22 protein-coding genes are annotated in these 23,784 nt (G+C 66.8%); 7 read left to right on the top strand and 15 right to left on the bottom strand.

The genetic code is table 11. The features are described 5' to 3' along the window. Positions 1-9 precede the first annotated feature (9 nt). The gene (locus tag JOF56_RS28850; RefSeq protein ID WP_209642625.1) at positions 10-369 is read right to left on the bottom strand and encodes a cupin domain-containing protein; all 360 of its coding nucleotides are present in this window, start codon (positions 367-369) and stop codon (positions 10-12) included. 89 nt (positions 370-458) lie between these two features. Between JOF56_RS28850 and JOF56_RS28845 the strand changes: the two genes are divergently transcribed. After that, positions 459-920 (top strand): MarR family winged helix-turn-helix transcriptional regulator, encoded by a 462-nt coding sequence (locus tag JOF56_RS28845; protein ID WP_209642624.1) that lies wholly within the window; start codon positions 459-461, stop codon positions 918-920. Position 921: 1 nt separating this feature from the next. Here JOF56_RS28845 and JOF56_RS28840 read toward each other — a convergent pair whose 3' ends face one another. From JOF56_RS28840 to JOF56_RS60235, 10 genes are all read right to left on the bottom strand, one after another. Beyond that, entirely contained in the window at positions 922-1,956 is a 1,035-nt protein-coding gene (locus tag JOF56_RS28840; protein WP_209642623.1) for a DUF3616 domain-containing protein, read from the bottom strand. A gap of 23 nt (positions 1,957-1,979) precedes the next feature. Then, positions 1,980-2,381, bottom strand: a complete 402-nt coding sequence (locus tag JOF56_RS28835; RefSeq protein WP_209642622.1) for an FxsA family protein — start codon at positions 2,379-2,381, stop codon at positions 1,980-1,982. Positions 2,382-2,416: 35 nt separating this feature from the next. After that, positions 2,417-3,226 carry a carbohydrate ABC transporter permease gene (locus tag JOF56_RS28830; protein WP_209642621.1) on the bottom strand — a complete coding sequence of 270 codons (810 nt, stop codon included), beginning with the start codon at positions 3,224-3,226 and terminating at the stop codon, positions 2,417-2,419. Then, a complete protein-coding gene (locus JOF56_RS28825; RefSeq protein WP_209642620.1) occupies positions 3,223-4,191 on the bottom strand; it encodes a carbohydrate ABC transporter permease in 969 nt (322 codons plus the stop codon). Before JOF56_RS28825 ends, JOF56_RS28830 begins: the two co-directional genes overlap by 4 nt. Beyond that, the gene (locus JOF56_RS28820) at positions 4,173-5,459 is read right to left on the bottom strand and encodes an ABC transporter substrate-binding protein (RefSeq protein ID WP_209642619.1); all 1,287 of its coding nucleotides are present in this window, start codon (positions 5,457-5,459) and stop codon (positions 4,173-4,175) included. The genes JOF56_RS28825 and JOF56_RS28820 overlap by 19 nt, the downstream gene beginning before the upstream one ends. A 149-nt stretch (positions 5,460-5,608) precedes the next feature. Continuing rightward, positions 5,609-6,256, bottom strand: coding sequence for a response regulator (locus tag JOF56_RS28815; RefSeq protein WP_209642618.1), 648 nt, complete (start codon positions 6,254-6,256; stop codon positions 5,609-5,611). A gap of 63 nt (positions 6,257-6,319) precedes the next feature. Beyond that, complete coding sequence (locus tag JOF56_RS28810) at positions 6,320-8,548, bottom strand: sensor histidine kinase (protein WP_209642617.1); 2,229 nt, start codon at positions 8,546-8,548, stop codon at positions 6,320-6,322. A gap of 74 nt (positions 8,549-8,622) precedes the next feature. Then, positions 8,623-10,635: an MMPL family transporter gene (locus tag JOF56_RS28805; RefSeq protein ID WP_307855301.1), complete on the bottom strand. Its 2,013-nt coding sequence runs from the start codon at positions 10,633-10,635 to the stop codon at positions 8,623-8,625. Positions 10,636-10,745: 110 nt separating this feature from the next. Next, on the bottom strand, positions 10,746-11,402 hold the full coding sequence (locus JOF56_RS28800; RefSeq protein ID WP_209642616.1) for a response regulator: 657 nt from the start codon (positions 11,400-11,402) through the stop codon (positions 10,746-10,748). Beyond that, positions 11,399-12,445 (bottom strand): sensor histidine kinase, encoded by a 1,047-nt coding sequence (locus JOF56_RS60235; protein WP_209642615.1) that lies wholly within the window; start codon positions 12,443-12,445, stop codon positions 11,399-11,401. Before JOF56_RS60235 ends, JOF56_RS28800 begins: the two co-directional genes overlap by 4 nt. 66 nt (positions 12,446-12,511) lie before the next feature. On the opposite strand from JOF56_RS60235, the gene JOF56_RS28790 reads away from it, so the two are divergent. Genes JOF56_RS28790 through JOF56_RS28780 form a run of 3 tightly spaced genes read left to right on the top strand, consistent with a single transcriptional unit; the run spans position 12,512 to position 14,576 of the window. Beyond that, the gene (locus JOF56_RS28790; RefSeq protein ID WP_209642614.1) at positions 12,512-13,093 is read left to right on the top strand and encodes a TetR/AcrR family transcriptional regulator; all 582 of its coding nucleotides are present in this window, start codon (positions 12,512-12,514) and stop codon (positions 13,091-13,093) included. Further along, entirely contained in the window at positions 13,090-13,773 is a 684-nt protein-coding gene (locus tag JOF56_RS28785) for a mycothiol-dependent nitroreductase Rv2466c family protein (RefSeq protein ID WP_245378439.1), read from the top strand. The genes JOF56_RS28790 and JOF56_RS28785 overlap by 4 nt, the downstream gene beginning before the upstream one ends. Then, the gene (locus JOF56_RS28780) at positions 13,770-14,576 is read left to right on the top strand and encodes a maleylpyruvate isomerase family mycothiol-dependent enzyme (protein WP_209642613.1); all 807 of its coding nucleotides are present in this window, start codon (positions 13,770-13,772) and stop codon (positions 14,574-14,576) included. Before JOF56_RS28785 ends, JOF56_RS28780 begins: the two co-directional genes overlap by 4 nt. A gap of 113 nt (positions 14,577-14,689) precedes the next feature. Here JOF56_RS28780 and JOF56_RS28775 read toward each other — a convergent pair whose 3' ends face one another. The 3 genes from JOF56_RS28775 to JOF56_RS28765 are packed head-to-tail and all read right to left on the bottom strand — an operon-like array spanning position 14,690 to position 16,556. Beyond that, positions 14,690-15,358, bottom strand: a complete 669-nt coding sequence (locus JOF56_RS28775; protein ID WP_372448254.1) for an HNH endonuclease family protein — start codon at positions 15,356-15,358, stop codon at positions 14,690-14,692. Positions 15,359-15,408: 50 nt separating this feature from the next. Then, the gene (locus JOF56_RS28770) at positions 15,409-15,984 is read right to left on the bottom strand and encodes a hypothetical protein (protein ID WP_209642612.1); all 576 of its coding nucleotides are present in this window, start codon (positions 15,982-15,984) and stop codon (positions 15,409-15,411) included. Continuing rightward, positions 15,981-16,556: a hypothetical protein gene (locus JOF56_RS28765; RefSeq protein WP_209642611.1), complete on the bottom strand. Its 576-nt coding sequence runs from the start codon at positions 16,554-16,556 to the stop codon at positions 15,981-15,983. The genes JOF56_RS28770 and JOF56_RS28765 overlap by 4 nt, the downstream gene beginning before the upstream one ends. Before the next feature lie 69 nt (positions 16,557-16,625). Between JOF56_RS28765 and JOF56_RS28760 the strand changes: the two genes are divergently transcribed. After that, a complete protein-coding gene (locus tag JOF56_RS28760; protein ID WP_209642610.1) occupies positions 16,626-17,648 on the top strand; it encodes a YhjD/YihY/BrkB family envelope integrity protein in 1,023 nt (340 codons plus the stop codon). A gap of 9 nt (positions 17,649-17,657) precedes the next feature. Further along, positions 17,658-18,032, top strand: coding sequence for an STAS domain-containing protein (locus tag JOF56_RS28755; protein WP_209642609.1), 375 nt, complete (start codon positions 17,658-17,660; stop codon positions 18,030-18,032). Here JOF56_RS28755 and JOF56_RS28750 read toward each other — a convergent pair. Continuing rightward, a complete protein-coding gene (locus tag JOF56_RS28750) occupies positions 18,009-19,274 on the bottom strand; it encodes a PP2C family protein-serine/threonine phosphatase (RefSeq protein ID WP_209642608.1) in 1,266 nt (421 codons plus the stop codon). The two genes, JOF56_RS28755 and JOF56_RS28750, sit on opposite strands and share 24 nt — an antisense overlap. A gap of 196 nt (positions 19,275-19,470) precedes the next feature. Here JOF56_RS28750 and JOF56_RS28745 point away from each other — a divergent pair, with 196 nt between their 5' ends. Beyond that, positions 19,471-23,757 (top strand): HAMP domain-containing protein, encoded by a 4,287-nt coding sequence (locus tag JOF56_RS28745; RefSeq protein WP_209648542.1) that lies wholly within the window; start codon positions 19,471-19,473, stop codon positions 23,755-23,757. The last annotated feature ends 27 nt before the right edge of the window (positions 23,758-23,784 follow it).

The following is a 23,784-nucleotide window of genomic DNA, read 5'->3' as shown; positions in this document are numbered from 1 at the left end:
AGAGCCCTCTCATTCGGCCCAGGGAAGCGGGTGCCGTTCGTCGTTGCCGGGCGCCAGGGCGTGCCCGCCGACGGCCATGCACACCATCGCTTCGGCCGGGCCGTCGGCCACCTTGACCTGCCGCACCACACCGGCCGGCAGGATCACGGCCTGGCCGGGACCGGCCACGGTGCCTTCACCGTCCACAATGAACTCCAGAGAGCCGCTCAACGGCATCCAGACCTGCTCGCGGTCGATGATGTGCACCGGGCCCTGGGCGCCGGGCTGCATCGTCACCCGCCACGTGCTGAGCTCCTTGCTGCCCAGGCTTGGCGTGGCCAGGCTGTCGAGCTGGGCGTTCGGCGTCTCGGTGCGGCGCGCTGTCTTCACGAATATCACTTCGGTGACCCCCTTGAGTCAAGCAGCTTTACTTAGGTACGAGTAAAGCTTGTTGACTCAGATATGTCAAGATGGTTTCCATGACCGATGATCCGCTGGCGCGCACGGAGCTGACTTTCCTGCTCGGCCTGGGATTCCAGCTCATGCTGCGCGAATTCGTCACCCGGGTCGACGCCGCGGGCTACTCCGACCTGCGTCCCATCCACGGCATGGTCTTCCAGGCACTGCGCGCGGAAGGCGCGACGAGCACCGAGCTGGCCGGGCATCTGGGCGTGACCAAACAGGCCGCGGGCCAGATCGTCGACGAGCTCGAACGCAAGGGTTACGTCGCCCGCCGCCCGCACCCGGACGGCGGCCGACGCAAGCTGGTCGTCTTGACCGACAAGGCTTTCGAGCACCTCACAGTCGCCGGCGGGATCCTGCGCGGCCTGGAGGCGGAACTGGGCGAGCACGTGGACTTCGACGTCCTGCGCACCGAACTGACCAAGCTCGTACGCACGATGGCCGGGCCCACTTTGCCCGCCCTGCGCCCTTTCTGGTGACCTAAGGCAGGCTGACCACGTCCGCGAGGACGACGCCGGGCTCGATCAGCCGGGCCTCGGCCGGGGAGTCGTAGACCACCAGGAGTTCGTTGTCCGGCAACAGGGCGATGCCTTCGGCGTGGTCGTCACCCTCACCGAAGGGCAGATCGATCTCGCGGACGAGTTCGTCGCGGTGGACCACGTCGGCAGCCTGCAGGTCTGCGGCGCCGCGCCAACGGTAGACGCGGACAGGGCCGTCCAAGTCCATCGACGGGCCTGCCAGGATCAGCAGGTCGTCGCCGTCCACACAGAGGTCACGAATGCCGAGGCCGTCGATGTCCAGGAAGTGCTTGACGTAACGCTCGCCGTTGATCCTCTCCAGCTTCAGCTCGTCGCCGTCGGCCCGGGGTGCGAGCTGCAGGACGACCGCCCAGCCGCGCAGCACCGGGCCACGCAAACCCAGGAAGAGGCTCTCCTCCCCCGGCTGGCCACAGGCCGCGATGCCTTCGATGTCCAGGCCGTTGTCCTTGCCGGGGATCGCCAGGAACGGCGCCAGGTGATCGTCGTCCTCGAGGTAGTCGATCAGGCCGGGCTTGCCCAGGGCGGCACTGTGGTACCCGTCGCTGGTCTTGGCCACCGGCTGGTCGTCCTCGATCGCCAGCCGGGCGAGCACCCGGCGTGACGGCTCGGCGCTCACGCTCGCCAAACGCTTGGCGGCCTTGGCGTCGGAGTGTTCCTTCTTGAGCTTCTTGCGCTTGCTGCTGTGCGAACCGACCGCCCACAGGTACGGCCCCACCCGGGTGAGGCCTTCGACGTCGACTTCCTCGTCCGCGGCACCCGGCAGCTTGATCACGTCGGGTAACGGGAACGTGACGTGCTCGGCGTACTCGGCCGGACGCCCGATCTCGTCGGCAGTCAGCCGCTCGATCGTCGCCGTCTCGTCACCCGCGATCCACAGGTAACGCCCGTCGCTGCGCACCGCCGAGAGGTTGACGTGCGTCAACGACTCCACCGCACCGCTCTCGAAGCGCAGCCGTACCTGACGATTGATCGTCATCCGCCCCCCATTTTCCTGCGACGTCACTGCTGGGCGTCGACGATGAAGATCTGACCTTGCCGATGCTGATTAGCACGCGCCTCGGCCCGTTTCAAGACGCTCTTGCGGATCACTGCCCTTGTGGGCGGGAACAACAGCGCGATGGCGAGCAGGTCACTGACGAAGCCGGGCAGCACGACGAGCACGCCGGCCACCGCGATCAGCACGCCGTCGAGCATCTCGGCCTGCGGCGGCTGACCTGAGCGGATCTTGGACTGGAACGCCGTCACCGCCTTCATGCCCTCCCGGCGCAGCAGCACGACTCCGAGCACAGTCGCCAAGACCACCAACGCCAGCGTCGGCAGCAGGCCGATCACGTTGCCGATCAGCACCAGCACAGTGATCTCGATCGCGGTCCCCAGCAACAGCAGCATCAGGATGGGCATACCCGCTCAACGCACGAACCGCCCAAATAACTCCCTTAACCCTTCGTGGCGCCGCCGGTCAATCCCTTGACGAAGTGTTTCTGCAGGAAGAGGTAGAAAATCAGGACCGGCAGGGTGGCCAGGAACATCAGCGCGAACACGCTGCCGAAGTCGGCCTGGTACTGGCCGATCGAGCGGTAGATGCCGGTGGTGACCGTGGTGCCCTGGCTCGGGCCGAGGATGATCAACGGGTCGATGAAGTCGTTCCAGATCCAGACGCCCAGAAAGATCATCACGCTCGCGGTGGCCGGCCGCAGCAGCGGGAACACGATCCGCCAGAAGACCTGGCCGCGCTTGGCGCCGTCGAGGATCGCGGCCTCCTCCAGCTCCAGCGGCACGCTGCGGATGAACCCGGCGAAGACGAACACGCCGAACGGCACGTAGTAGCCGACGTTGAACAGGATCAGGCCCTGCAGTGTGGTCATCAGATTCGCGATGTTGAGCACGTCGGAGATCGGGATCAGGATCACCTGCGGCGGGATCATCAGGCCCGACAGCAACACCAGTGTCAGCACCCGGGTCCAGCGTTGCCTGGACCGGGCCAGGTAGTGCCCGAGCATCGCGCTCAGCACGGTCAGCACGGCCACGGACAGTGCCGTCACCACGATGCTGTTGGTAAGACTCACCCAGAACAGCTGATCCGGGCGAGTGATCACCGCTTCGATGTTGTCCAGAGTGGGCGGCAACGGCAACGCCGCGGGCTGCGAAGAGATCAGGTCGCCGCGCTTGAAGACGTTGGCCAGCACGAGGTACAGCGGCACGAAGAACACCGCGCTGACGAAGACCGCCACGAACGGCCGTGTCATAGATCCACCTCACGCCGTTGCAGCAGCCGGAGCACGATCGCGGTGACCACGGCGACGATCAGCAGCATCACGATCGCCATCGCGGAGGCGTATCCGACGTGGTTGGCGTCGAAACCCGTTGCCAGCACGTTGAAAGCGATGGTCGCGGTGGCCCCGGTGCCCGGCCCGCCGTTGGTGATCACCTTGACGAAGTCGTACGTCTTGAACGCGGAGATCAGCAGCACCACCGTGTTGATCGTCAACGCGGGCGCCAGCAGCGGCCACGTCACCGCCCGGAACCGCCGGACCGGCCCGGCGCCGTCGATCGCCGCGGCCTCAAGCAGTTCCTGCGGCACGCCCTGCAGCCCGGCCAAGTAGACCACGACACAGAACCCGAGCATCTGCCAGCACACGATCGAGGCCAGCGAGTACAACGCGATATCCGGATCCGACAGCCAGCCGGGCGGGTTACGCACCCCGAGGGCCCGCAGCAGCTGGTTGACCGGGCCTTCACTGTCCAGCAGCCGCGACCAGATGATGCTGACGACCACCGAACTCAGGATCACCGGAGTGAAGAAGACACTGCGCAGCGCGTTGTACAGCCAGCCGCGTTTGTCCAGCAGCAAAGCCACTGCGAGGCCGAGCACGTTCGGGACGATCACCACGATCAGCGTCAGGATCGACGTGACCTCCAGTGCTGTCAGGAACTCCTCGTCTTCGAACAGCAACCCGAAGTTGCGCAACCCCACGAACGTGGTCGGCGGGTTGAACGGGTTGTAGTTGGTCAGGCTGTAGTAGAAGCTGATCCCGATCGGCGCCAGGACAAAACACAGGTACACCAGCACTCCGGGCGCCGCGAACGACACGAAGTGCCATATCCGCGGCCAGACCGGCCGGCGGCGGACCGCGGTCGCCACGCCGCCACCCCTGCGTGGACTCTCCGGCGGCGCGGCGACCTCGGTGGCGGTCATCCCGCCTTTTCCCATTCGGTGTCCAGGTAGGCGCACGCGTCCGCCGCTGACTTGCGGCCGGTCACCAGGTCCTGGGCCACGGCGTAGAACTTCTCCTTGAATCCGGGCAGGAATCCGTCGTCCGCCGTCTCCCAGCCGAACGAGTTGACCACGGCCTTCTTGTCGACGGCTTCCTTGTAGAGCTCGTAACCGGCCTTGAGGACCGGGCCGATGTCGGAGGGCATCTGGTAGCCCTTGATCGCCGGGACCAGGCCGTCGGCCTTGACCGAGGCGTCGATCTGGCCCTTGTCGGTCTGGAACGCGATCGCGAAGCGTTTGGCGGCGTCCAGGTTCTTGGACTTGGCGTTGACGCTCATCCCGCCGCCGGTGTACGCCGGGACCACGAGTTTCCCGCTGTCGCTGGGGAAGTTGAACACGCCGATCTCGAAGTCGTGCTTCTTGGTGTCGGCGTTGGCGGCGAACCAGTTGCCCATCGGGTACATCGCGCCCTTGCCGTCCAGGAAGGCCTGCTCGGTGGCGGCGTAGTCCCGCGACACGCTGTCCTTGTCCAGCAACCCCTTGGCCGACAGGTCCGCGAACTTGGCCACCGCGGCCTGGAAGTCCGAGTCGGCGAACTTGACCTTGCCGGCCCGGCGCTGGGTCAGCCAGTCCGGGGTCTTGCCGTAGACGTCGACGCTGACCACACCGGTCATGATCATCGCGGCCGGGAAGCCGTCCTTGCCACCGCCGATCACGAACGGCTGCAGCCCTTTGGCCTTGAGTTTCTCACTGGCCTGGACCAGTTCGGCCCACGTCTTCGGGGTGGCGGTGATGCCCGCGTCGGCGAACATCTTCTTGTTGTAGTAGATCGGCGGGATGGTCTGGGTGTTGGCCGGCAGCTGGTGGTGCCCGCCCTTGATCGGGTTGGCGTCCGGGAACTGGAAGTCGCCCAGCTCCCCGGGTTTCCAGTCGTAGAGGTTGCCCGCCTCGGCGAACCCGGCCGGGTCGACCGCGATCATCACGTCCGGGAACTGGCCGGACTGCAGCAGCTGCTTGGCGTAGGCCGTGCGGCCCTGGGTGGTCGGCGCGACCTGCTTGTTGACCTTGATGTCCGGGTACTTGTCGGTGACCCGCTTGATCGCCGCGTCCCAGTAGGCCGGCGGCAGGTTCGGCGTCTCGAACGTGAGGAAGTTGATCTCCTTCGGCGTGCCGTCGCCGGCACCGCCCGTGTCCTGTTTGACCGAGCACGCGGTCAGTCCGACGGTCACGATGACCGCCGCGCCCAGCACCCCAAGCCTTCTCATCGCAGCCGACCTCCCTGTCGGTGACCGCCATCACAGCGGTCACTACGCAGGCCGGATTTTCATCGGATGACTGACCAGGTGTCAAGCCTTCTGCAAAGGATTACAGTATCGATACATCGGATGTATCAGGAGTAACTGACAGTCATGGACTAGGCGGACTGCCGGGCGGGGATGGCCAGGACGCCCTTCTCGATGGCGTACCGGGTCAGCTCGGAGCGCCGCCGCTGGCCGGTCTTGTCCCGGATCCGGTCCAAATAGGACCGGACAGTGCGGATGCTGATCGCGAGCTGGGCGGCGATGTCCTGGTCGCGCTCGCCGGAGGCGACCAGCGACAGCACTTCCCGTTCCCGGCCGGACAGCTCGATCATCGGCCCGGCCTGGCGCGCCGCGTTGAGCATGAAGGAGGCCAGCATCGGCGAGACGTAGCTCTCGCCCGCCCCGATCAGGTGCACAGCACGCAGGATCTCGTCACCGTCGACGTCCTTGGACAGGAAACCCCGTGCGCCAGCGGCCATCGCGCCGAGCACCTCACTCGGGCCGGCGTACGCGCTGACAACCAGAACCTTGTGGCCCATGGCGACTACTTCCATCACCGCGGCCGAATCCCGTACTCCCGGCAGCCGCAGATCCAGGATCACGACACTGTCGGCGTGCGTCCGGCGGGCCGCGAACTGGGTGACGGAGTCGGCGAGCGCGTCGAGCGTGATCCCCGGTGTGGCTTCGAGGAGCTGAGCCAGTGCCGAGCGGTAAAGCGGATGGTCCTCGATGACCCCGACGATGATCCCCTTGTCAGTCATCACACTCCTCCCCGGAAGCCTATGACGACCACGCTATGGGTTCACCCGCTCACGGCTTGACAGTCATTCACCCCTCATCCACGTGACCTCGACCCACAGCTGCCCGCCGCTGCGCACGGTCGACGCGGTGATCCCGTCATGGCCGATCTCCGGAACGCTGTCGGCCGGTGAGTCCGACACAACGCTGACCGTCACCGAATCCCCTGTTCCCACAACGGTTACCCGCGCGACACTGACCGCCGTGGCCAGCATCGCGACGGCCGGTTCGGTCAGTACGCGACGCGCTTCTTTCGGGACAGTGGGCCGTTGGCCACGTTCGGCGAACCGCACTGAGACACCGTTGCGTTCGGCCAGTTCGATGCAGCCACGCAGTTCGTGCAGCAACGGATCGGACGCGCCTTCGGCGAACAGCCGCCGCATCTTGGCCGCATCCAACGAACATCTCCGCCGGACGTCCTCGTCACCAGGGTCCAGGTCACCTGAGGCGAGACCGGCCAGCAGCGGCGCGGTGGTGTCGGCGACCACGGCATAACGGTCTCGGCGGTCGTTGTGCAGTTGGTTGGCCACGGCTTCGGACGTGCGCAGATCTTCCTCGTCCCGGGCGATCTTCGCGGCGGACACCGCGATTCCCCGCAGTACCATCGCGATCATGCCCACGGCCAGCAGGTAGCCCAGGCTGTTGAGGGTCGCGTTGACCACTCCGACAAAGGTCGCGGCCGACGAGCCACCGATGGCCACCTGCACGAACGTCAATGCGTACTGCGCGATGATGAGCCCCGCGTACACGAACAGCGATTCGGTGATCATCAACGCCGCCAACGACCAGGCCGCGTCCCCTTCCGACCAATGTGGCACACCGAGGCGGTACTCGGGCAGCACTGTCTGCGTCGCCAGGATCGCGACTACGAACAGCACCACCACAAGCGGCCAGCGCCACCAGGTGCTCGTGATCCCCCGCCACATGGTGAACGCCACCCACGGCGAGACCAGGGTGAACACGCCGAGTGCGACGAACTGCATGGTCACCGAGCTGTAGGCGTCCTGACCGGACAGCAGCTTGGGCAGGTCGAGTCCATAAAGGATGATCAGGTTCATGACCACGACGGCCCACCGCAGGCCCCAGTGGAACCGGCTCGCGATCAGCTCGGCGTCCCGGCCACCGGAGTCGCCCACGGTCACCGGGCTCTCCAGCCGGACCCGGGTGCCGTCCCCGGGTTTGCTGTCCACCTCGGCGTGGCCGCCGATCCTTGCCATTCGTTCGACGAGAGACCGTGCCACGCCGTAGCGGTTCTCCGGCACAGCCGCCGCGTCGAACCCGGCGCCTTCGTCGGAGATCTCCACCGAAACGGTGTCACCCTTGCGGTGGACCCTGATGAAGGCCTCGGACACGCCGGAATGCCGGACCACGTTGGTCAGCGCCTCCCGGGTGCCCCTGGACAACGCGATCCCGACGACCGCGAGCACGGTCAGCGATTCCGGGACTTTCCAGCGCACGGTCAACGGTGTCCGGCCGCTGACCTCCCGCAGCATCTCCAGCAGGTCGACCTCGCCTGCCGGGATGTCTTCCCGGCCACGGATGACCTCGAGATCACGGGCGGCCTGCTCGGCGAGCCAGCGTTCCGGTTTGGCCACGACCCCGGCACCGACCATGAGCAACGTGGCCGATGCCGTGTCGTGCAGGGCGGCGAGGTATTCACGCTCGTCAGCGCGCCGGGCGTCGGCGATGGTCGCTTCCCGGCGGATCTGCTCGTTGCGCGCGACGAGCAGATCCGCGCTTCGGGCACCATGTCTGACCAGCCGATACAGGCCGTACGAGAGACCTGGCTCGACGAGCATCCACAGCTGGACCGGTGCCGCGGCCAGCCACTCGTCCGGCCGGGCGAACGCCGCGCCGAACAGGAACGCCGTCATCAGGACCACGGTCGAGACCATGAGCGTCGGCAGATTCTGCTGCCACGGATACGTCACGACCGTGATCGACACGGCCACGAGCACCCAGCTCGAACTCTCGGCCGTGGTGCCCGGGCCGGAGGTCCAGACCTGCGTCAGGCACACTCCGGCCATCACCGCGACGTCGGCGACGATCAGCCACATCCCGTCGTCGCGCACCTTGCGGTACGCGTACCACGCGTTCCATCCGTTCAACGCCACGATGACCAGCGCGGTGAGCACGGGTTCCCTGGCCGGTTCCAGCAACAGCGAGACCAGGCTCGCCAATGCGACCACTGTCAGTCGCAACCCCAGTGCGTAGCGCAGCCCAGTGCGAAGCAGCTCCCGTTCGGCGGAGCCCATCAGCGGGCATCACTCATGGTTCCCATGTATATCAACGACTCCGGCATTCAGGGCCGGTATTTGTGACCACAGCCTCAGGCGTGTTCCAGCGCCACCTCAGGCAGCCGGCGCTCGATCCGGCGCGGCAGCCACCAGGCCGCCGGCCCGAACAGCCGCATCACCGCGGGCACGATCAGGCACCTGATCACCAGCGCGTCCAGCAGCACGGCCACGGCCAGGCCAAGACCGAACTGCTGCAGCATCCGGTCCGGGCTGAGCATGAACGCGCCGAACACCACGATCATGATCGCAGCCGCGGCCGTGATCACGCCACCCGTGCTGGCCATGCCCTCGCGCACGGCGAGCTCTGCGTCGCCGGTGCGGCGCCACTCCTCGTGCATCCGTGACAGCAGGAACACCTCGTAGTCCATGGACAGCCCGAACACGATCGCGAAGATCATCACGGGCACGAACGCCTCGATCGGCCCAGGCTGGACGCCGAACGCGCCGTCGCCGAACACCATGGTGACCACGCCGAGCGCCGCCCCGATGCTCAGCAGGTTCAGCACCGCCGCCTTGAGCGGCACCAGGATCGACCGGAACACGACCATCAGCAGCAACGCCGACAGCCCGACCACGACCAGGATGAACAACGGCAGCCGGTCGCTCACCGCCTCGGCGAAGTCGTCCGCCGCGGCCGTGGCCCCGCCGACCAGGTACGTACCTGGCAACTTCGGCAGGACGTCGTTGCGAAGCCGGTTGACCAGGTCGTGGGTCGCCACGTCCTGCGGTGCCGTGGTCGGATAGAGCAGTACCAGCGACGCGTCCGGCAGCTGGTGCGGCGGGAGGACCCTGGCCACACCTGGTGTCCTGGTCAGTGTCTCGACAAGCGCTGGTTGTTCGCCGCCTTTGGCGACCACGACCAGCGGGCCGTTGAAGCCAGGACCGAATCCCTTGGCGAGCAGATCGTAGGCCTGACGGCTGGTCGCAGTGGGCGCTTCGGTTCCCGCGTCCGCGAATCCCAGGCGCATTCCCAAGGCGGGCAACGACAACGCGGCGAGAGCAGCCACCGCCAGCACCAGAGCGGGCCACGGACGACGCTGGACCATCGACGCCCAAGCGCGCCACCTGTTTCCGTCCTGTCTGTGTGCGCGACGCATGACCGCGCGTTCAATCCGCTTTCCGAGCAGGGAAAGCAGTGCGGGCAACAGTGTCAGCGAAGCGACGAGTGTCAACAGGACAGTCAACGTCACCGCGAGCGCAACGCCTTGCAGCGAACCAAGTCCCAGTGCCAGCAAGCCCAGCAACGCGATGATCACCGTGCACCCGGCGAACAGCACCGACCGGCCCGCGGTGTCCAATGCCCTGGTGGCGGCCTGATCCCGGTCCGCGCCCCACAGCAGCTCGCTGCGGTAACGGGCGAAGATCAGCAACGCGTAGTCGACGCCCACCCCGAGCCCGACCAGGATCATCACCGGCGGCGCGTAGTCCGGCAGGTCGACCAGGTGCGAGGCCAGCATGATGATCCCGACCGTGCTGCCGACCGCGAACACCGCGGTGATCAACGGCAGCCCGGCGGCCAGCAGCGAGCCGAACATCAGCACCAGGATCACCAGCGCGGCAAGCATTCCCGCGCCTTCCGCGCCACCGCCGTCGGACTCCTCCGCGGCGCGGACCGGATCACCGCCGAGCTCGACCCGCAGATCGGTCGACTTCGCGGTGTCGATGATCCGCCGGACGTCCTCGCCTGGCACGCCTTTCGCGTCCAGCGTGACGGTCGCGAACGCGATCTGGCCCGAGACGGTCGGCTCCTCGATCGCGGCGACGTGCGGGAGTGACCTGATCTTGTCCAGGACCGCGGGGAACTTGCCCAGGTCTCCCTCGGCGACGACTTGGACCGTGTCGCCCGTCCCGTCCGGGAGCAGGTCCGCGACCTGCTGGGACTGGGTTCCGGGCAGGTCGTTGTCGTTGTGGTAGTCACTGCCGATCGCCTGCGAGGCAAGCGTGATCCCGGCCAGCGTCACCACCCAGAGAATCACGGCGAGCCAGCGGTGCCGTCGCGACCATCCCGCCAGCCGCTCGAACCGGCTGAGTGTCTGTGTGTTCACGCCGCAAAGGCTCGGCTACCAGCATGGTCGTAGTCGTCAGGCTGCGGCGGGCACTCGCCGTACCACCACGGTTGTTCCCTACTGGCGATCCCGTACGCCCCCGGTTGACGTCAGCCCAGCCAGCCCGGGGTGATCATCGCGGACTCGTACGCCAGGACGACCAGCTGCGCACGGTCGCGAACGTGCAGCTTGGTCATGATCCGGCTGACGTGCGTCTTGGCCGTGGCCGGGCTGAGCACCAGCTTCGCGGCGATCTCGTCGTTGGACAGCCCGGCCGCGACCAGGGTCATCACCTCGCGTTCCCGCTCGGTCAACGAGTTCAGCCGGGGGCTCGGCGCGGGCTTGTCCACCCGGCCGGCGAACTCCGCGATCAGCCTCCGGGTGACCGCGGGCGCGAGCAGGGCGTCGCCACGCGCGACCACCCGCACGGCGTGGATCAGTTCCATCGGCTCGGTGTCCTTGACCAGGAAGCCGCTCGCCCCCGCGCGCAGGGCGCCGTAGACGTAGTCGTCCAGGTCGAACGTGGTCAGGATGATCACCTTCACGGCCGAGGCCTGCACGATCTGGCGGGTGGCCGCCAGGCCGTCCAGCTCGGGCATCCGGATGTCCATCAGCACGACGTCCGGCTTCAGCTCGTGGGTGCTGCGGACCGCCTCGGCGCCGGTGGCCGCCTCGGCGATCACGGTGATGTCGTCCTCACCGTCCAAGATGGACTTGAAGCCGGCCCGCACGAGGCGCTGGTCGTCGGCCAGCAGGACGTTGATCACTCCGTCGCCCCGATCGGGAACCGGGCAGCGACCCGGACGCCGTTGCCGTCACTGTGCACACTCAGGTCGCCGCCGACGGCCTCGGCACGCTCAGTCATACCGCGAATTCCGTTGCCCGCCGTCACGTCTCCGCCGCGGCCGTCGTCGTCGACCTGCACTCGCATGTCCTTGTCGCCGTAGTGGATCCGTACGTGCACCTCGTGCGCGGACGCGTGCCGGGTCACGTTGGTCAGGGCTTCCTGGATTATCCGGTAGGCCGCCAGGTCCACCTCCGGCGGCAACGGGCGCGGCTCGCCGTCCACGTTCACCTTGATACCAGTGGCTCTCGTCCGCTCGACGAGCTCACTGAGTTGTTGCAGACCAGGCGGTTTGGTCGAGGCCTGCTCGTCGACCTGGCGCAGCAGGCCCAGCGTCGCGCGCAACTCCTTGAGGGCGTCCTTGCTGGCGTGCTTGATCGCTTCCAGTGCCTCGGTCTCGCCTTTCTTGCGGTGCAGCGCCGCGCTGGCCTGGACATTGATCAGCGAGATGTTGTGGGCGAGGACGTCGTGCAGCTCGCGGGCGATCCGCAGGCGCTCCTCCCCCGTGGCTCGTTTCTCGGCCTCGGCGACGAACGCGCGCCGGCTGTGGCGGGCCGCACCGAGCGCGATCACCGCGACCAACCAGCCCACCAGCATGAACAACGCGATGTCGTCGAGATGCCGACGAGGGCTGAGGATCTCGCCGGCCGCGATCCCGCCCATCGCCACGACAGCGATGACCGACGCGGCGACCAGCCGTCCGGCTGCCGCGACTGTGTACAGCGCGAACACGAACGCCGCCAGCAACGGACCGCCTGAGCCGACGAACGGGTAGTAGAGGCCGCAGCCGATGACCGTGCCGATCGCGACGGTGACCGGAAACCGGCGCCGGAACGCCAGAATCCCGCAGGTCAGCGCAATGGTGACAACGCCGGGCAGCTCGACGCCGCCCTGCACGGCTGTCGCCACGAGCACGCCTGCCAGCACCAATGCCGCGAACAGCGCGTCGCGCACCCACTGCTTCACGATGCTGAGTCTGCCACCCGTCGCGCTAGTTGACCGGTCAGTCAAGAGTCGATAGCGTGCCGGGGCATGCAGCAGGGCGTCATCTCCCGGGACCGGATCGTCCGGTCGGCTGCCAAGTTGTTCCTCACGCGCAGTTACAATTCGGTCGGTATCGCCGACCTGTGCACCGCCGCGGACGTGCGCAAAGGCAGCTTCTATCACTTCTTCCCGTCGAAAGCCGACCTCGCCAAGGCCGTGATCGACCTGCACGCGGCCGAATTCGAGCGCCAATTCGACGAAGCCGAATCAGCCTCCTCGGCCGAGCGGCTTTATGCCGTCGCCGGTGCGGTGGCACGTGTGCAGGGCGCTTTCGAGGCGAAATTCGGCCGGATCGTGGGCTGCCCGTTCGGCAATCTCGCCGCGGAACTCTCCACCACCGACGACGATCTGCGCGTACACGTCGCCGCGGTGTTCGAACGCTGGGAGCAGCGGATTCTGGCCGCGTGCCGGGGGGCGTCCCTGCGGGTGGAGCCGGAGACGCTCGCCCGGATGATCCTCGCCCAGATCCAGGGAATGATCCTGCTCGCGAAGGTCCGCGGGCTTGCGGCCGACGAGATCGCGGCCAATATCCGGACATTGATCCGCACCAGCCTCAAGGAGCCCTCTTGACCTCGTACGGTGGGGTGGACTTCCACTTCGATCCGATGTGCCCGTTCGCCTATCAGACCTCGGTGTGGATCCGCGACGTCCGGGCACAGCTCGGCATCACGATCAACTGGCGCTTCTTCAGCCTCGAAGAGGTCAACCGCTTTGAGGGCAAGAAACATCCATGGGAACGAGACTGGTCGTACGGCTGGTCGTTGATGCGGATCGGTGCGTTTCTCCGGCGTACCGACATGGCTCTGCTGGACGACTGGTACTTGCGAATCGGCGAAGCCCTGCACATGCGTGGCGAGAAACCACACGATCCCGCCGTCGCCCGGGAAATGCTCCATGACCCGGCCGTGCTCGATCAGGCGATCAGCGACCCGACCACACATGACGAAGTCAGAACCGACCACCAACGGGTGATGGACGCAGGCGGATTCGGCGTACCGACGCTGTTCTTCCCTGACGGCCAGACCCTTTTCGGCCCAGTCCTGGTCGACCCGCCGACCGGCCCCGAAGCCCTGCGCCTCTGGGACGTGGTGACCGGGATGGCGTCGATGCCGCACGTGTACGAGTTGCAACGCCCCAAATCACCCGCCGACCAGGCTTTGATCGCCCAGCACCTGCAGCCGTACCTGAGCGGGCGCGACTGGGTGAGCGTGAACCGCGGCGAGATCATCGACTTCGGAGGAACCCAGTGACCAAGGACGAAGCAGTCACCTTGCTGATCGACGAATGGTCCACAATAGACAAACTGCTGGAGCAACTGACCCCTCAGCAGTGGGCCACCCCCAGCGCCCTGCCCGGCTGGTCGGTACAGGACGTCGTCTCCCACATAGTCGGCGCCGAACTCGGTCTCGCCGGCCACCAGCCACCCCTGGACAAAGACGTACGCGCACTGCCCCACGTCCGCAACGACATCGGCGCACTCAACGAACACTGGGTGGAGTCCCTGCGATCAGCCTCACCGGCCGAAGTCCACCGCCGCTTCCGGGAGATCACGGCAACCCGCGCCGAAACCCTCCAGTCAATGTCCGAAGAGGACTTCCACGCCCCCTCCTGGACCCCCGCGGGCCAGGACACCTACGCCAGGTTCATGCGCATCCGCCTCTTCGACTGCTGGATGCACGAACAAGACATAAGAGACGCGGTAGGAATCCCCGGCAACGAAACCGGCCCCAGCGCCGAAACATCCCTCGACGAAATCTCTGTGGCCCTCGGCTACATAGTCGGCAAACGCGCGGCCGCCCCGAACGGCTCCTCAGTCACCTTCACCCTCAACGGCCCCACCGAACGGACAATCCACGTCGCGGTAGAAGGCCGCGCCAAGGTCATCGACACTCTCCCCCGGCCGGCGACAACCAGCCTCACCATGTCCTCGACCACCTTCACCCGCCTGACCGGCGGCCGGATCCCCGTGGAAGTAGGAGCAAGCCAGACCACGACCGAAGGTGACAAGGAGCTGGCCGACCGCGTCATGTTCGCCCTGCCCTTCACGATCTGAAGCCATGTCCGCCGGGAACAGCCTCAGTCGATATCGCCGACTTCGCCGCGGACGTTCGCGCAGTGGGCCGCCGGCAACTCGCAAGCCTTCCACTAACCTTCCACTAAAACGTGTCAGCGGGAAACCGGCGTGGGGGCAGGACAGGTGGTGAGCATGGTGGCCAGGGCGTCGTGTTCTTTCTGGTCCACTGTCAGCTGGTAGGCCACTTTGACTGTTATGTAGTTTTTCGCGTAGGTGCACCAATAGGTTTTCGTCGGGGGTTTCCAGGTTGCCGGGTCCTGGTCGCCTTTTGAGCGGTTCGAGGCCGCTGTCACCGCAATGAGCTGGGGGTGGTCGAGGTCGTTGGCGAACTGCTTGCGGCGTTCGTCCGTCCAGGTCGCGGCTCCGGAACGCCACGCTTCGGCGAGGGGCACCACGTGGTCTATGTCTACCTTGGTGGCTTCGGTGATCTCCGCACCGTCATAGGGGCTCAGCCATTTGCCTGATGTGGCACGGCATTTCGCATCCCGTGCCACCGCGGTTCCCTGACGCTGGAGAACTATCTCCCTGGTGTCGCAGGAGTCTCCGGTGCCTGATCCGGCCCAGTGCGGGAACCGGTCGCGGCTGTAGCCGCTCATGGTGCCCGCGGGCGCGATGGCCAGACTGGCCAGCTCGGGCGCGGGCTGGACGGGCGGCGAACTCGCGATCGACTCCCGGTTCAACCACCAGACCGTGACGACAAGCACCAGCAGCAGGATGACCGCGGTGACAAGGGTCGCGGTCGAGCGTTGACTCCGGCTCACGGTCCTGATCCAAGACGATCAGGACCGTGAGCCGGGTTAGGCTCGCCGTTCTAGACCTGCAACATCTGGTCGAACAACGACCGGTAGCGCTGCAGGGTCACCCTCAACCGCTCTGTGTCCACCGCGTCCGATTCGCCTTGCAGGGCGCGTTTCTGCGCCGCCAGCTGGGAGGTCAGGCTGTCCATCATCTGTGTTACCAACGTGTCGGCTTCGCGGACCGCGCTGCGCGGCTCGTCGACGAAGCCTGCCTGCAGTTCACGCCACTGCTCGCGGAACCGGGTGACCTCCTGCTCCTCGAAGAGCCTGGTCCGGGACGCCACCGGCGCCTGGTTCTCGGCCGCTGCGGGTTTCCTGCTGTCCGGGGCGTGGTGCTTGCTGTCCGGCCTGAGGCCGCCCTCCGGACGATTCTCCACCTTCGCGCGGTCCTGGTTCGCCACCGAGTCGGGACCCTGATCAGCAGCGTCCTTCTGAGCCGGGACGTCCTTCTGGGAAGGAACATCCTTCTGTGCGGAAGCACCGGCACGGCGGGCGCCCGTCTTGGCGGCGGCTCTCTCGGTCTTCTGCTGGGCTTCGTCCTGGAATTCCGGTGTGTGCTCGTGTTTGCGGTCGTTCGGTTGGAGAGTCATCCGCGCTGTACCGCCTCGGTCTTGTTGTGCTTGGTGTGCCGTCCGTCCACGCCGTGGTCCAGCAGGTCCTCGAACACCTTGCGGTAGCTGATAAGCGCGGTACGCAGGTCGTCGGTCGAAGCGTCCTGACGCACGTGAGTGTCGTGCGCGGTGCGGTAGTGCTCCACGGTGTGCGCGTGCCGAACAGAGAGATCTGCGAGCTGACGGTCATAACCCTCGGACGGGTAGCCCAGGTCGGCGACCACGACGTTCACCAGACGGTCGGCTTGCGCGACGGACTCGACGGGCTCATCGACGAACCGCTCCTGCACGCGGTTCCACTCGGCGCGATACTTTTCCCGGTTCTCCGGGGGAATCGGGTGCAGGTCGTACTCGGAGTGCCGGCGTTCCCGGTCGGTGAGTTCCTTCTCCGCAGCGCGGCGGTCACCGTTGTTGGAGACCGCGTGGTCGTACTCCGGGCCGAACCTGCGGCGCAGGCGCTGGCTTCGCATCTGGGGCATTAACAGGAACACGGCCGCCGCTACTACCAGCACCACCACGACTATGATCGCGATGATCGCACCGGTTGACATCACAACCTCCTAGGCGATGTACATGTTTGCCAGGAGGGTGCCCTCGGCGACGCCGGTTACACGTGCGTCATGGAGAATCCGTGGGTGCTCAAGCGGCTACGCACCCGATACATATGGGTCGATCATCTGTTTCGCACACTTGACCGGTACATCGAGCACAACGCGTACCAGTACGCGGCGGCGATCACGTACTTCAGCGTCCTGTCGGTGATACCGATCCTGATGGTCGGGCTGTCGATCGCCGGTTTCATCATCGCCGACGACGCCCAGGTCACCGCCGAGCTGCGGAAGACCATCGTCGAGGCACTGCCGAGCGGACTCGACACGTTCGTCAACGAGGTCTACGACAACGTCCTGACGCAGCGCACGTCACTCGGTGTGTTCGGTCTGGTGATCGCCCTTTACGCAGGCTGGAACTGGATCAACGCCCTGCGCGACGCGTTGACCGCGATGTGGGAGCTGGAACGCCCTGAGCTGCCGTTCTTCCGGACCATCCTGTGGGATCTGCTGTCGCTGGTGAGCCTCGCGGCCGCGATTGTGCTGTCGTTCGCCCTGTCGGCCGCGGGCGGATGGCTCAACGGGTCGATCCTGCGCTGGATCGGCCTGGACCACGAGCCGTGGGCAGGCACGGTGTTGTCGATTTTGTCCATTCCGCTGGCGATCGTCGCCGACTGGATGGTGTTCCTCTGGGTGCTGGCCCGGCTGCCGCGGACCAAGGTCAAGGTGCGCTACGCCGCCCGCGGTGCGCTGGCCGCGGCCGTCGGGTTCGAGATCCTCAAGCAGGCCGCGAACATCTTCCTCAGCCTCCTCGGCAAGTCACCGACCAGTGCCGCGTTCGGTTCGGTGATCGGTCTGCTGGTGTTCATCTACCTCGTGGCGCGGCTGTTGTTGCTGGTAGCGGCGTGGACGGCGACCGCATCCACCCCACTGGTGGCTCACCCCGCAGACCCGCCGGAGTACCTTGGGGTGACCACTGCCGGGCCGACGGCCCCGCCGCTGCGCCTGGCTACCGCTGGTTGGCTGGTGGCGACAGGTGCCGTGGCGGCCCTGGTGCTCCAGCGGACCTTCCGCCGGAAAACGCGGCTGAAGTAGGGAGAAATGGTGTCCGACCCGGACGTGATCCAGATCAAGCTGGAACGTCACCCCTCCGCGGTGACTGTCGCGCACGTGACCGGAGACATCGACCTGGCTTCGGCGGACGTGTTCAGAGAAGGCCTCGCCGAGAGCGTGGCCAGCGGCGATGCCTTCGTGCTGAACCTGGACGGGGTGACGTTCATGGGTTCGCTCGGCTTCTCGGCCCTGGTCGAGACGCACCACGAGACCGAGCGCCGCAACATCAGGTGGGCCATCGTCACCGGGGGCTCCCCGATCAGCCGGCCGCTGCGGATCACCGGCCTTGAGCAGGTCCTGCCGATCTACCCGTCGGTGCCGGACGCCCTGGAGGCGATCGGCTCAATAGGGCTGAACGGCGAGTAGCGCGATGTCGTCGTGGTCGTTGCCGCCGAGCCATTCGGCGACGCCCGCGTTGATGTCGGCGAGGATCGTGTCGATGGGTTTGCCCAGGCAGGCGGCCAGCAGATCGTTCAGCCTGGCCTCGCCGAACATCTCGTCGCCGGTCGGGCCGCCCCGGGCCTCGGTGATCCCGTCGGTGTAGAGCAGGCACACGTCGCCACGGTCGAGCTCCACGCTCTCCTGGCCGAACTTCGCGCTCGCGGTCACCCCGACCAGCATGCCGGGGATGATGATCTCTTCGACCCGGCCGTCCCCACGCAGCACCAGCGGGCACGGGTGGCCGCCGGAGCCCAGCGCCACCCGCATGGTGTCGGCGCCGCGGGTGGTCATCGAGCCGACGACCAGGCTGGCGAACCGGCTGCGCCCGGTGGCCAGCAGCATCTGGTTGACCAGGTCCATCAGCTTGTGCGGCTCACGCTCGACCAGGTGCAACGCGCCGAGCGCGTGCCGGATGCTGCCGGTCAGCGCGGCCGCCTCGGGGCCGTTGCCGCACACGTCGCCGAGGACGAACAGCATCGTCCCATCCGAGCGTGGGTGCACGTCGTAGAAGTCACCGCCGACCCGTAGCGGACCTGCGGCAGGCCGGTACAGAGCCGCCATCCTGGCGCCGGGAACGGTCGGCAGCTCCGCCGGGTGCAGCGTGGTCTCCAGGCCTTCGATCGCGGCGAGCTGTTTGCCGTACAGGCTCGCCGCGCCCAGAGCGGCGCCCGCCCTGCTGGCAAACTGCCTGGTCATCTGCTGTTCCGGCTCAGTCACGGGCTCGCTGCGGGCGAGGATCAGCACACCAGGCGTCACGCCCTGGTCGGTGACCAGCGGGACCACGGAGATCTCGCTGAAGTCGCCGAGCGCGTCACGCAGTGGCCCGGGGAACACGCTGACCTCGGCGCGCGGGATCACCCGGAGCGTGGTCTGGGACGCGACCATTGCCCTGGCCAGCACGGGCGCGACCGACGGGGCCAGTCTGCGGACCTTGCCGTGCAGCGTGCGGCCGTCCAGGACGTGACACCACCACTCCCACCGGCCCCGGGAGGCGGGCAGGAGCACGATCGCGCGTTCGGCGAGCACGGGACTGGCCAGCTCGGCCACAGCGGAGGCCGTACCGGCGATGTCCAGGCTGCCGCAGAGGCGCCCGCCGACATCGGCCAGGAACGCGGCCTCTTCCTGCTGGGCAACGGCTGGACGTGCCGATGCCGCTGCATCGGTCATCCGGCACCTCGCTGACGCTTCGGCAACTTCCCGACCTAACCGTAGCGCCTGCGTCACAGTCACGAGCCAACCGTGGCAAGGTTAAGCGCGGAACCACGCCTCGATCCGGGGAGAAGTGCCGGTGACTACCCACATCAACCGCGAATCCGTGGGCCAGGACGGCGAGGACACGACACTCGACCGCCTGCTGGCCGCGATGGAAGACCTGCGCGACGGCAACTTCCGGCGACGGATCGTGACCAAGGGCGACGGCCGCGCGGCGCAGCTGGCGGCGGCGTTCAACGAGATCGCCGAACGCAACCAGCAGATGGTGAACGAGCTGCTCAGAGTGCGTGACCACGTGGCGACCGAGGGTCTGCTGCACGAGCGGCTGCGCACGGTCGGCGACGCGGGTGGCTGGGGTGTCGCGACCGGGGTCGTCAACGAGCTGATCGACCACCTGACCAAGCCGACGGTCGAGCTGACACGCGTGCTGACCTCCGTGGCCGAGGGCGATCTGACCAAGCGGATGACGCTGGAGATGGACAACCGGCCGCTGACCGGGGACTTCCTGGAGCTGGGCAACACCGTCAACGGCATGGTCGACCAGCTGTCGCTGTTCGCGAGCGAGGTCACGCGGGTCGGCCGGGAGATCGGTACCGAGGGCATCCTCGGTGGCCAGGCCCGGCTGCCCGGAGGTGCGGGGATCTGGCGTGACCTGACCGACTCGGTGAACCTGATGGCCGGCAACCTCACCGACCAGGTCCGCGACATCGGCCGGGTGGCGACCGCGGTGGCCCGGGGCGACCTGACGCAGAAGATCAACGTCGACGCCCGCGGCGAGATCCTCGAACTCAAGAACACGCTCAACACCATGGTCGACCAGCTCTCCGCCTTCGCCGACGAAGTCACCCGCGTGGCCCGCGAAGTCGGTACCGAAGGCATCCTCGGTGGTCAGGCCCAGGTCCCCGGCGTCGCCGGTACCTGGCGAGACCTCACCGACTCGGTGAACCTGATGGCCGGCAACCTGACCGACCAGGTCCGCAACATCGCGACCGTCGCGACGGCCGTGGCCCGGGGCGACCTGACGCAGAAGATCAACGTCGACGCCCGCGGCGAGATCCTCGAACTCAAAAGCACCCTCAACACCATGGTCGACCAGCTCTCCGCCTTCGCCGACGAAGTCACCCGCGTGGCCCGCGAAGTCGGTACCGAAGGCATCCTTGGTGGTCAGGCGCAGGTCCCGGGTGTCGCTGGAACGTGGCGTGACCTGACGGACTCCGTGAACTTCATGGCGGGCAACCTGACCGACCAGGTCCGCAACATCGCCCAGGTCGCGACGGCCGTGCAGCGAGGCGACCTGACCCAGAAGATCAACGTCGACGCCCGCGGCGAGATCCTCGAACTCAAAAGCACCCTCAACACCATGGTCGACCAGCTCTCGGCGTTCGCCGACGAGGTCACCAGAGTGGCCCGGGAGGTCGGCAGCGACGGCCGGCTGGGTGGTCAGGCCCAGGTCCCCGGTGTGGCCGGGACGTGGCGTGACCTCACCGACTCGGTGAACTTCATGGCGTCGAACCTGACCGACCAGGTCCGCAACATCGCCCAGGTGACCACGGCGATCGGTCGCGGCGATCTGACCCAGAAGATCAACGTCGACGCCCGCGGCGAGATCCTGGAGCTCAAGAACACCCTCAACACCATGGTCGACCAGCTCTCCGCCTTCGCCGACGAAGTCACGCGCGTGGCCCGCGAGGTGGGTACGGAAGGCAAGCTGGGCGGTCAGGCTCAGGTCCGTGGCGTCGCGGGAACGTGGAAGGACCTGACCGACAACGTCAACGTCATGGCCGAGAACCTGACCACCCAGGTGCGCAGCATCGCGACGGTCGCGGCGGCGGTGGCCAACGGCGACCTCGGCAAGAAGATCACGGTCGAGGCCAAGGGCGAGGTCGCGTCGCTGGCCGACACGATGAACGGCATGGTCGACACGCTGCGGCTGTTCGGTGACGAGGTCACGCGTGTGGCCCGCGAGGTCGGCACCGAGGGAACGCTCGGCGGTCAGGCGCGCGTGCCGAACGTGGCCGGCACGTGGAAAGAGCTGACCGACAACGTCAACGTCATGGCCGAGAACCTGACCACCCAGGTCCGCAACATCGCGCAGGTGACCACCGCGGTGGCCAACGGCGACCTGTCGAAGAAGATCGACGTGAACGCCCGGGGTGAGATCCTCGAGCTCAAGAACACCCTGAACACCATGGTCGAGCAGCTCTCGTCGTTCGCCGGTGAGGTCACGCGTGTGGCCCGCGAGGTCGGCACCGAGGGCAAGCTCGGTGGCCAGGCGAACGTGGTCGACGTGTCCGGCACCTGGCAGCGGCTGACCGAGAACGTCAACCAGCTCGCCGGCAACCTGACCACGCAGGTGCGTGCGATCGGCGCGGTCGCCACGGCCGTGACGGCGGGCGACCTGACCAGGCAGATCACCGTGGACGCGTCCGGTGAGCTGGCGGATCTGAAGAACAACATCAACCAGATGATCCTGACCCTCAAGGAAACCACCCGCACCAACGAGGAACAGGACTGGCTCAAGACCAACCTGGCCCGGATCTCCGGCCTGATGCAGGGCCACCGGGACCTGGCCGCGGTCGCCTCGCTGATCCTGAGCGAGCTCGCTCCCCTGGTCCGCGCCCAGTACGGCGCCGTGTTCCTCGCCGAAAGCAACGACACGGGCATATGGCTGCGGCGGATCGCGAGCTACGGCCGTGCCGAAGGCGATGGCACGGTGAAGTTCGCGTTCGGTGAGTCGCTGGTCGGCCAGGTCGCGGTGGACAAGCGAACCGTGCAGATCACCGGCGCCCCACCGGACTACATCAAGGTCTCCTCCGGGCTCGGCTCGGCCGCGCCGAAGAACGTGATCCTGCTGCCGGTGCTGTTCGAGGGCCAGGTGCTCGGCGTGATCGAACTGGCCTCGGTCAACGACTTCACCTCGGTGCACCACGACTTGCTGGAGCAGCTCAAGGAGACCATCGGCGTCAACATGAACACGCTGCTGGCCAACGCCCGCACCGAGGCGCTGCTGGCCGAGTCGCAGCGCCTGACGCGCGAGCTGCGGGCGCGTTCGGAGCAACTGCAGGCACAGCAGGACGAGCTGCAGAGCTCCAACACCGAACTGGCCGAGAAGGCGGCGCTGCTGGCCAGGCAGAACCGGGACATCGAGGTCAAGAACTCCGAGATCGAGCAGGCCCGCCAGGAACTGGAGGACCGCGCGCAACAGCTGGCCACAGCGTCGAAGTACAAGTCGGAGTTCATGGCGAACATGTCGCACGAGCTGCGCACGCCGTTGAACAGTGCGCTGATCCTGGCCAAGCTGTTGTCGGACAACCTGGAGGGCAACCTCACCGCCCGCCAGCGCGAGTTCGCCAAGACGATCTACTCGGCCGGCAGCGACCTGCAGCAGCTCATCGACGACATCCTGGACCTGACCAAGGTCGAGGCCGGGCACCTGGAGCTGCAGACCAACGACTTCGCACTGCCTGAGCTGGTCAGCTACGTCGAGGCGTTGTGCCGTCCGCTGACCACGGAGAAGGGCCTGGACTTCGCGGTGACGGTCGAGCCGTCGGTGCCGTCGATCCTGCACACCGACGAGCACCGGTTGCAGCAGATCCTGCGAAACCTGCTGTCCAACGCGGTGAAGTTCACCCACGAAGGCAGTGTCCAGCTGCGAATCACCATGGCCGACCCGGCGGTCACGCACACCACGCGGTTGCGTAGCGCGGCCGCGGTCATCGCGTTTGTGGTCGAGGACACCGGAATCGGGATCGCGCAGGACAAACTCGCGGTGATCTTCGAGGCGTTCCAGCAGGCCGACGGCACCACAAGCCGCAAGTACGGCGGCACCGGCCTGGGCCTGTCGATCAGCCGGCAGCTGACCCAGCTGCTCGCCGGTGAGCTGCACGTGACCAGCGAACCCGGCGTGGGCAGCACATTCACGCTGTATCTGGCCGTACAGCAGGCAGACGTCCTGCGCCCGCTGCCCCCGGCACCGCCGCAGCTGCCCGTCATCGCCGAAACCGCTGAGGAAGAACTTCCGGAGATCGAAGGCACCCCGTCGATCCGGTTCCACGGCGAGAAAGTCCTGATCGTCGACGACGACCTGCGCAACGTGTTCGCGTTGACCGCGATGCTGGAACAGCACGGCCTGGACGTCGTCTACGCGGACAACGGCGTCGCCGGCGTGCGCGCTTTGGAGCAGTACACCGACATCGCGCTCGTACTGATGGACGTGATGATGCCCGAGCTGGACGGAAACGCGACCATCGCGGCGATCCGGGAAATGTCGTCACACGCGGACCTGCCCGTGATCGCGGTGACCGCGAAGGCGATGCCGGAGGACCGCGAACGGACACTGGCCGCGGGCGCGAACGACTACGTGACAAAGCCAGTCGACACCAACCGGCTGCTCCGCCTGGTCGCCAAGCACCTGGAAGTGGAGGAGTCCGTCAGCTGATTTTCCCCATGGATGTAGCGTTCAGTC

The organism is Kibdelosporangium banguiense (assembly GCF_017876405.1).
In the GTDB taxonomy this organism is placed as follows: Bacteria; Actinomycetota; Actinomycetes; order Mycobacteriales; family Pseudonocardiaceae; genus Kibdelosporangium; species Kibdelosporangium banguiense.
The sequence above is the reverse complement of the archived record's forward strand: the minus strand, read 5'-3'. Positions and strand labels throughout refer to the sequence as shown.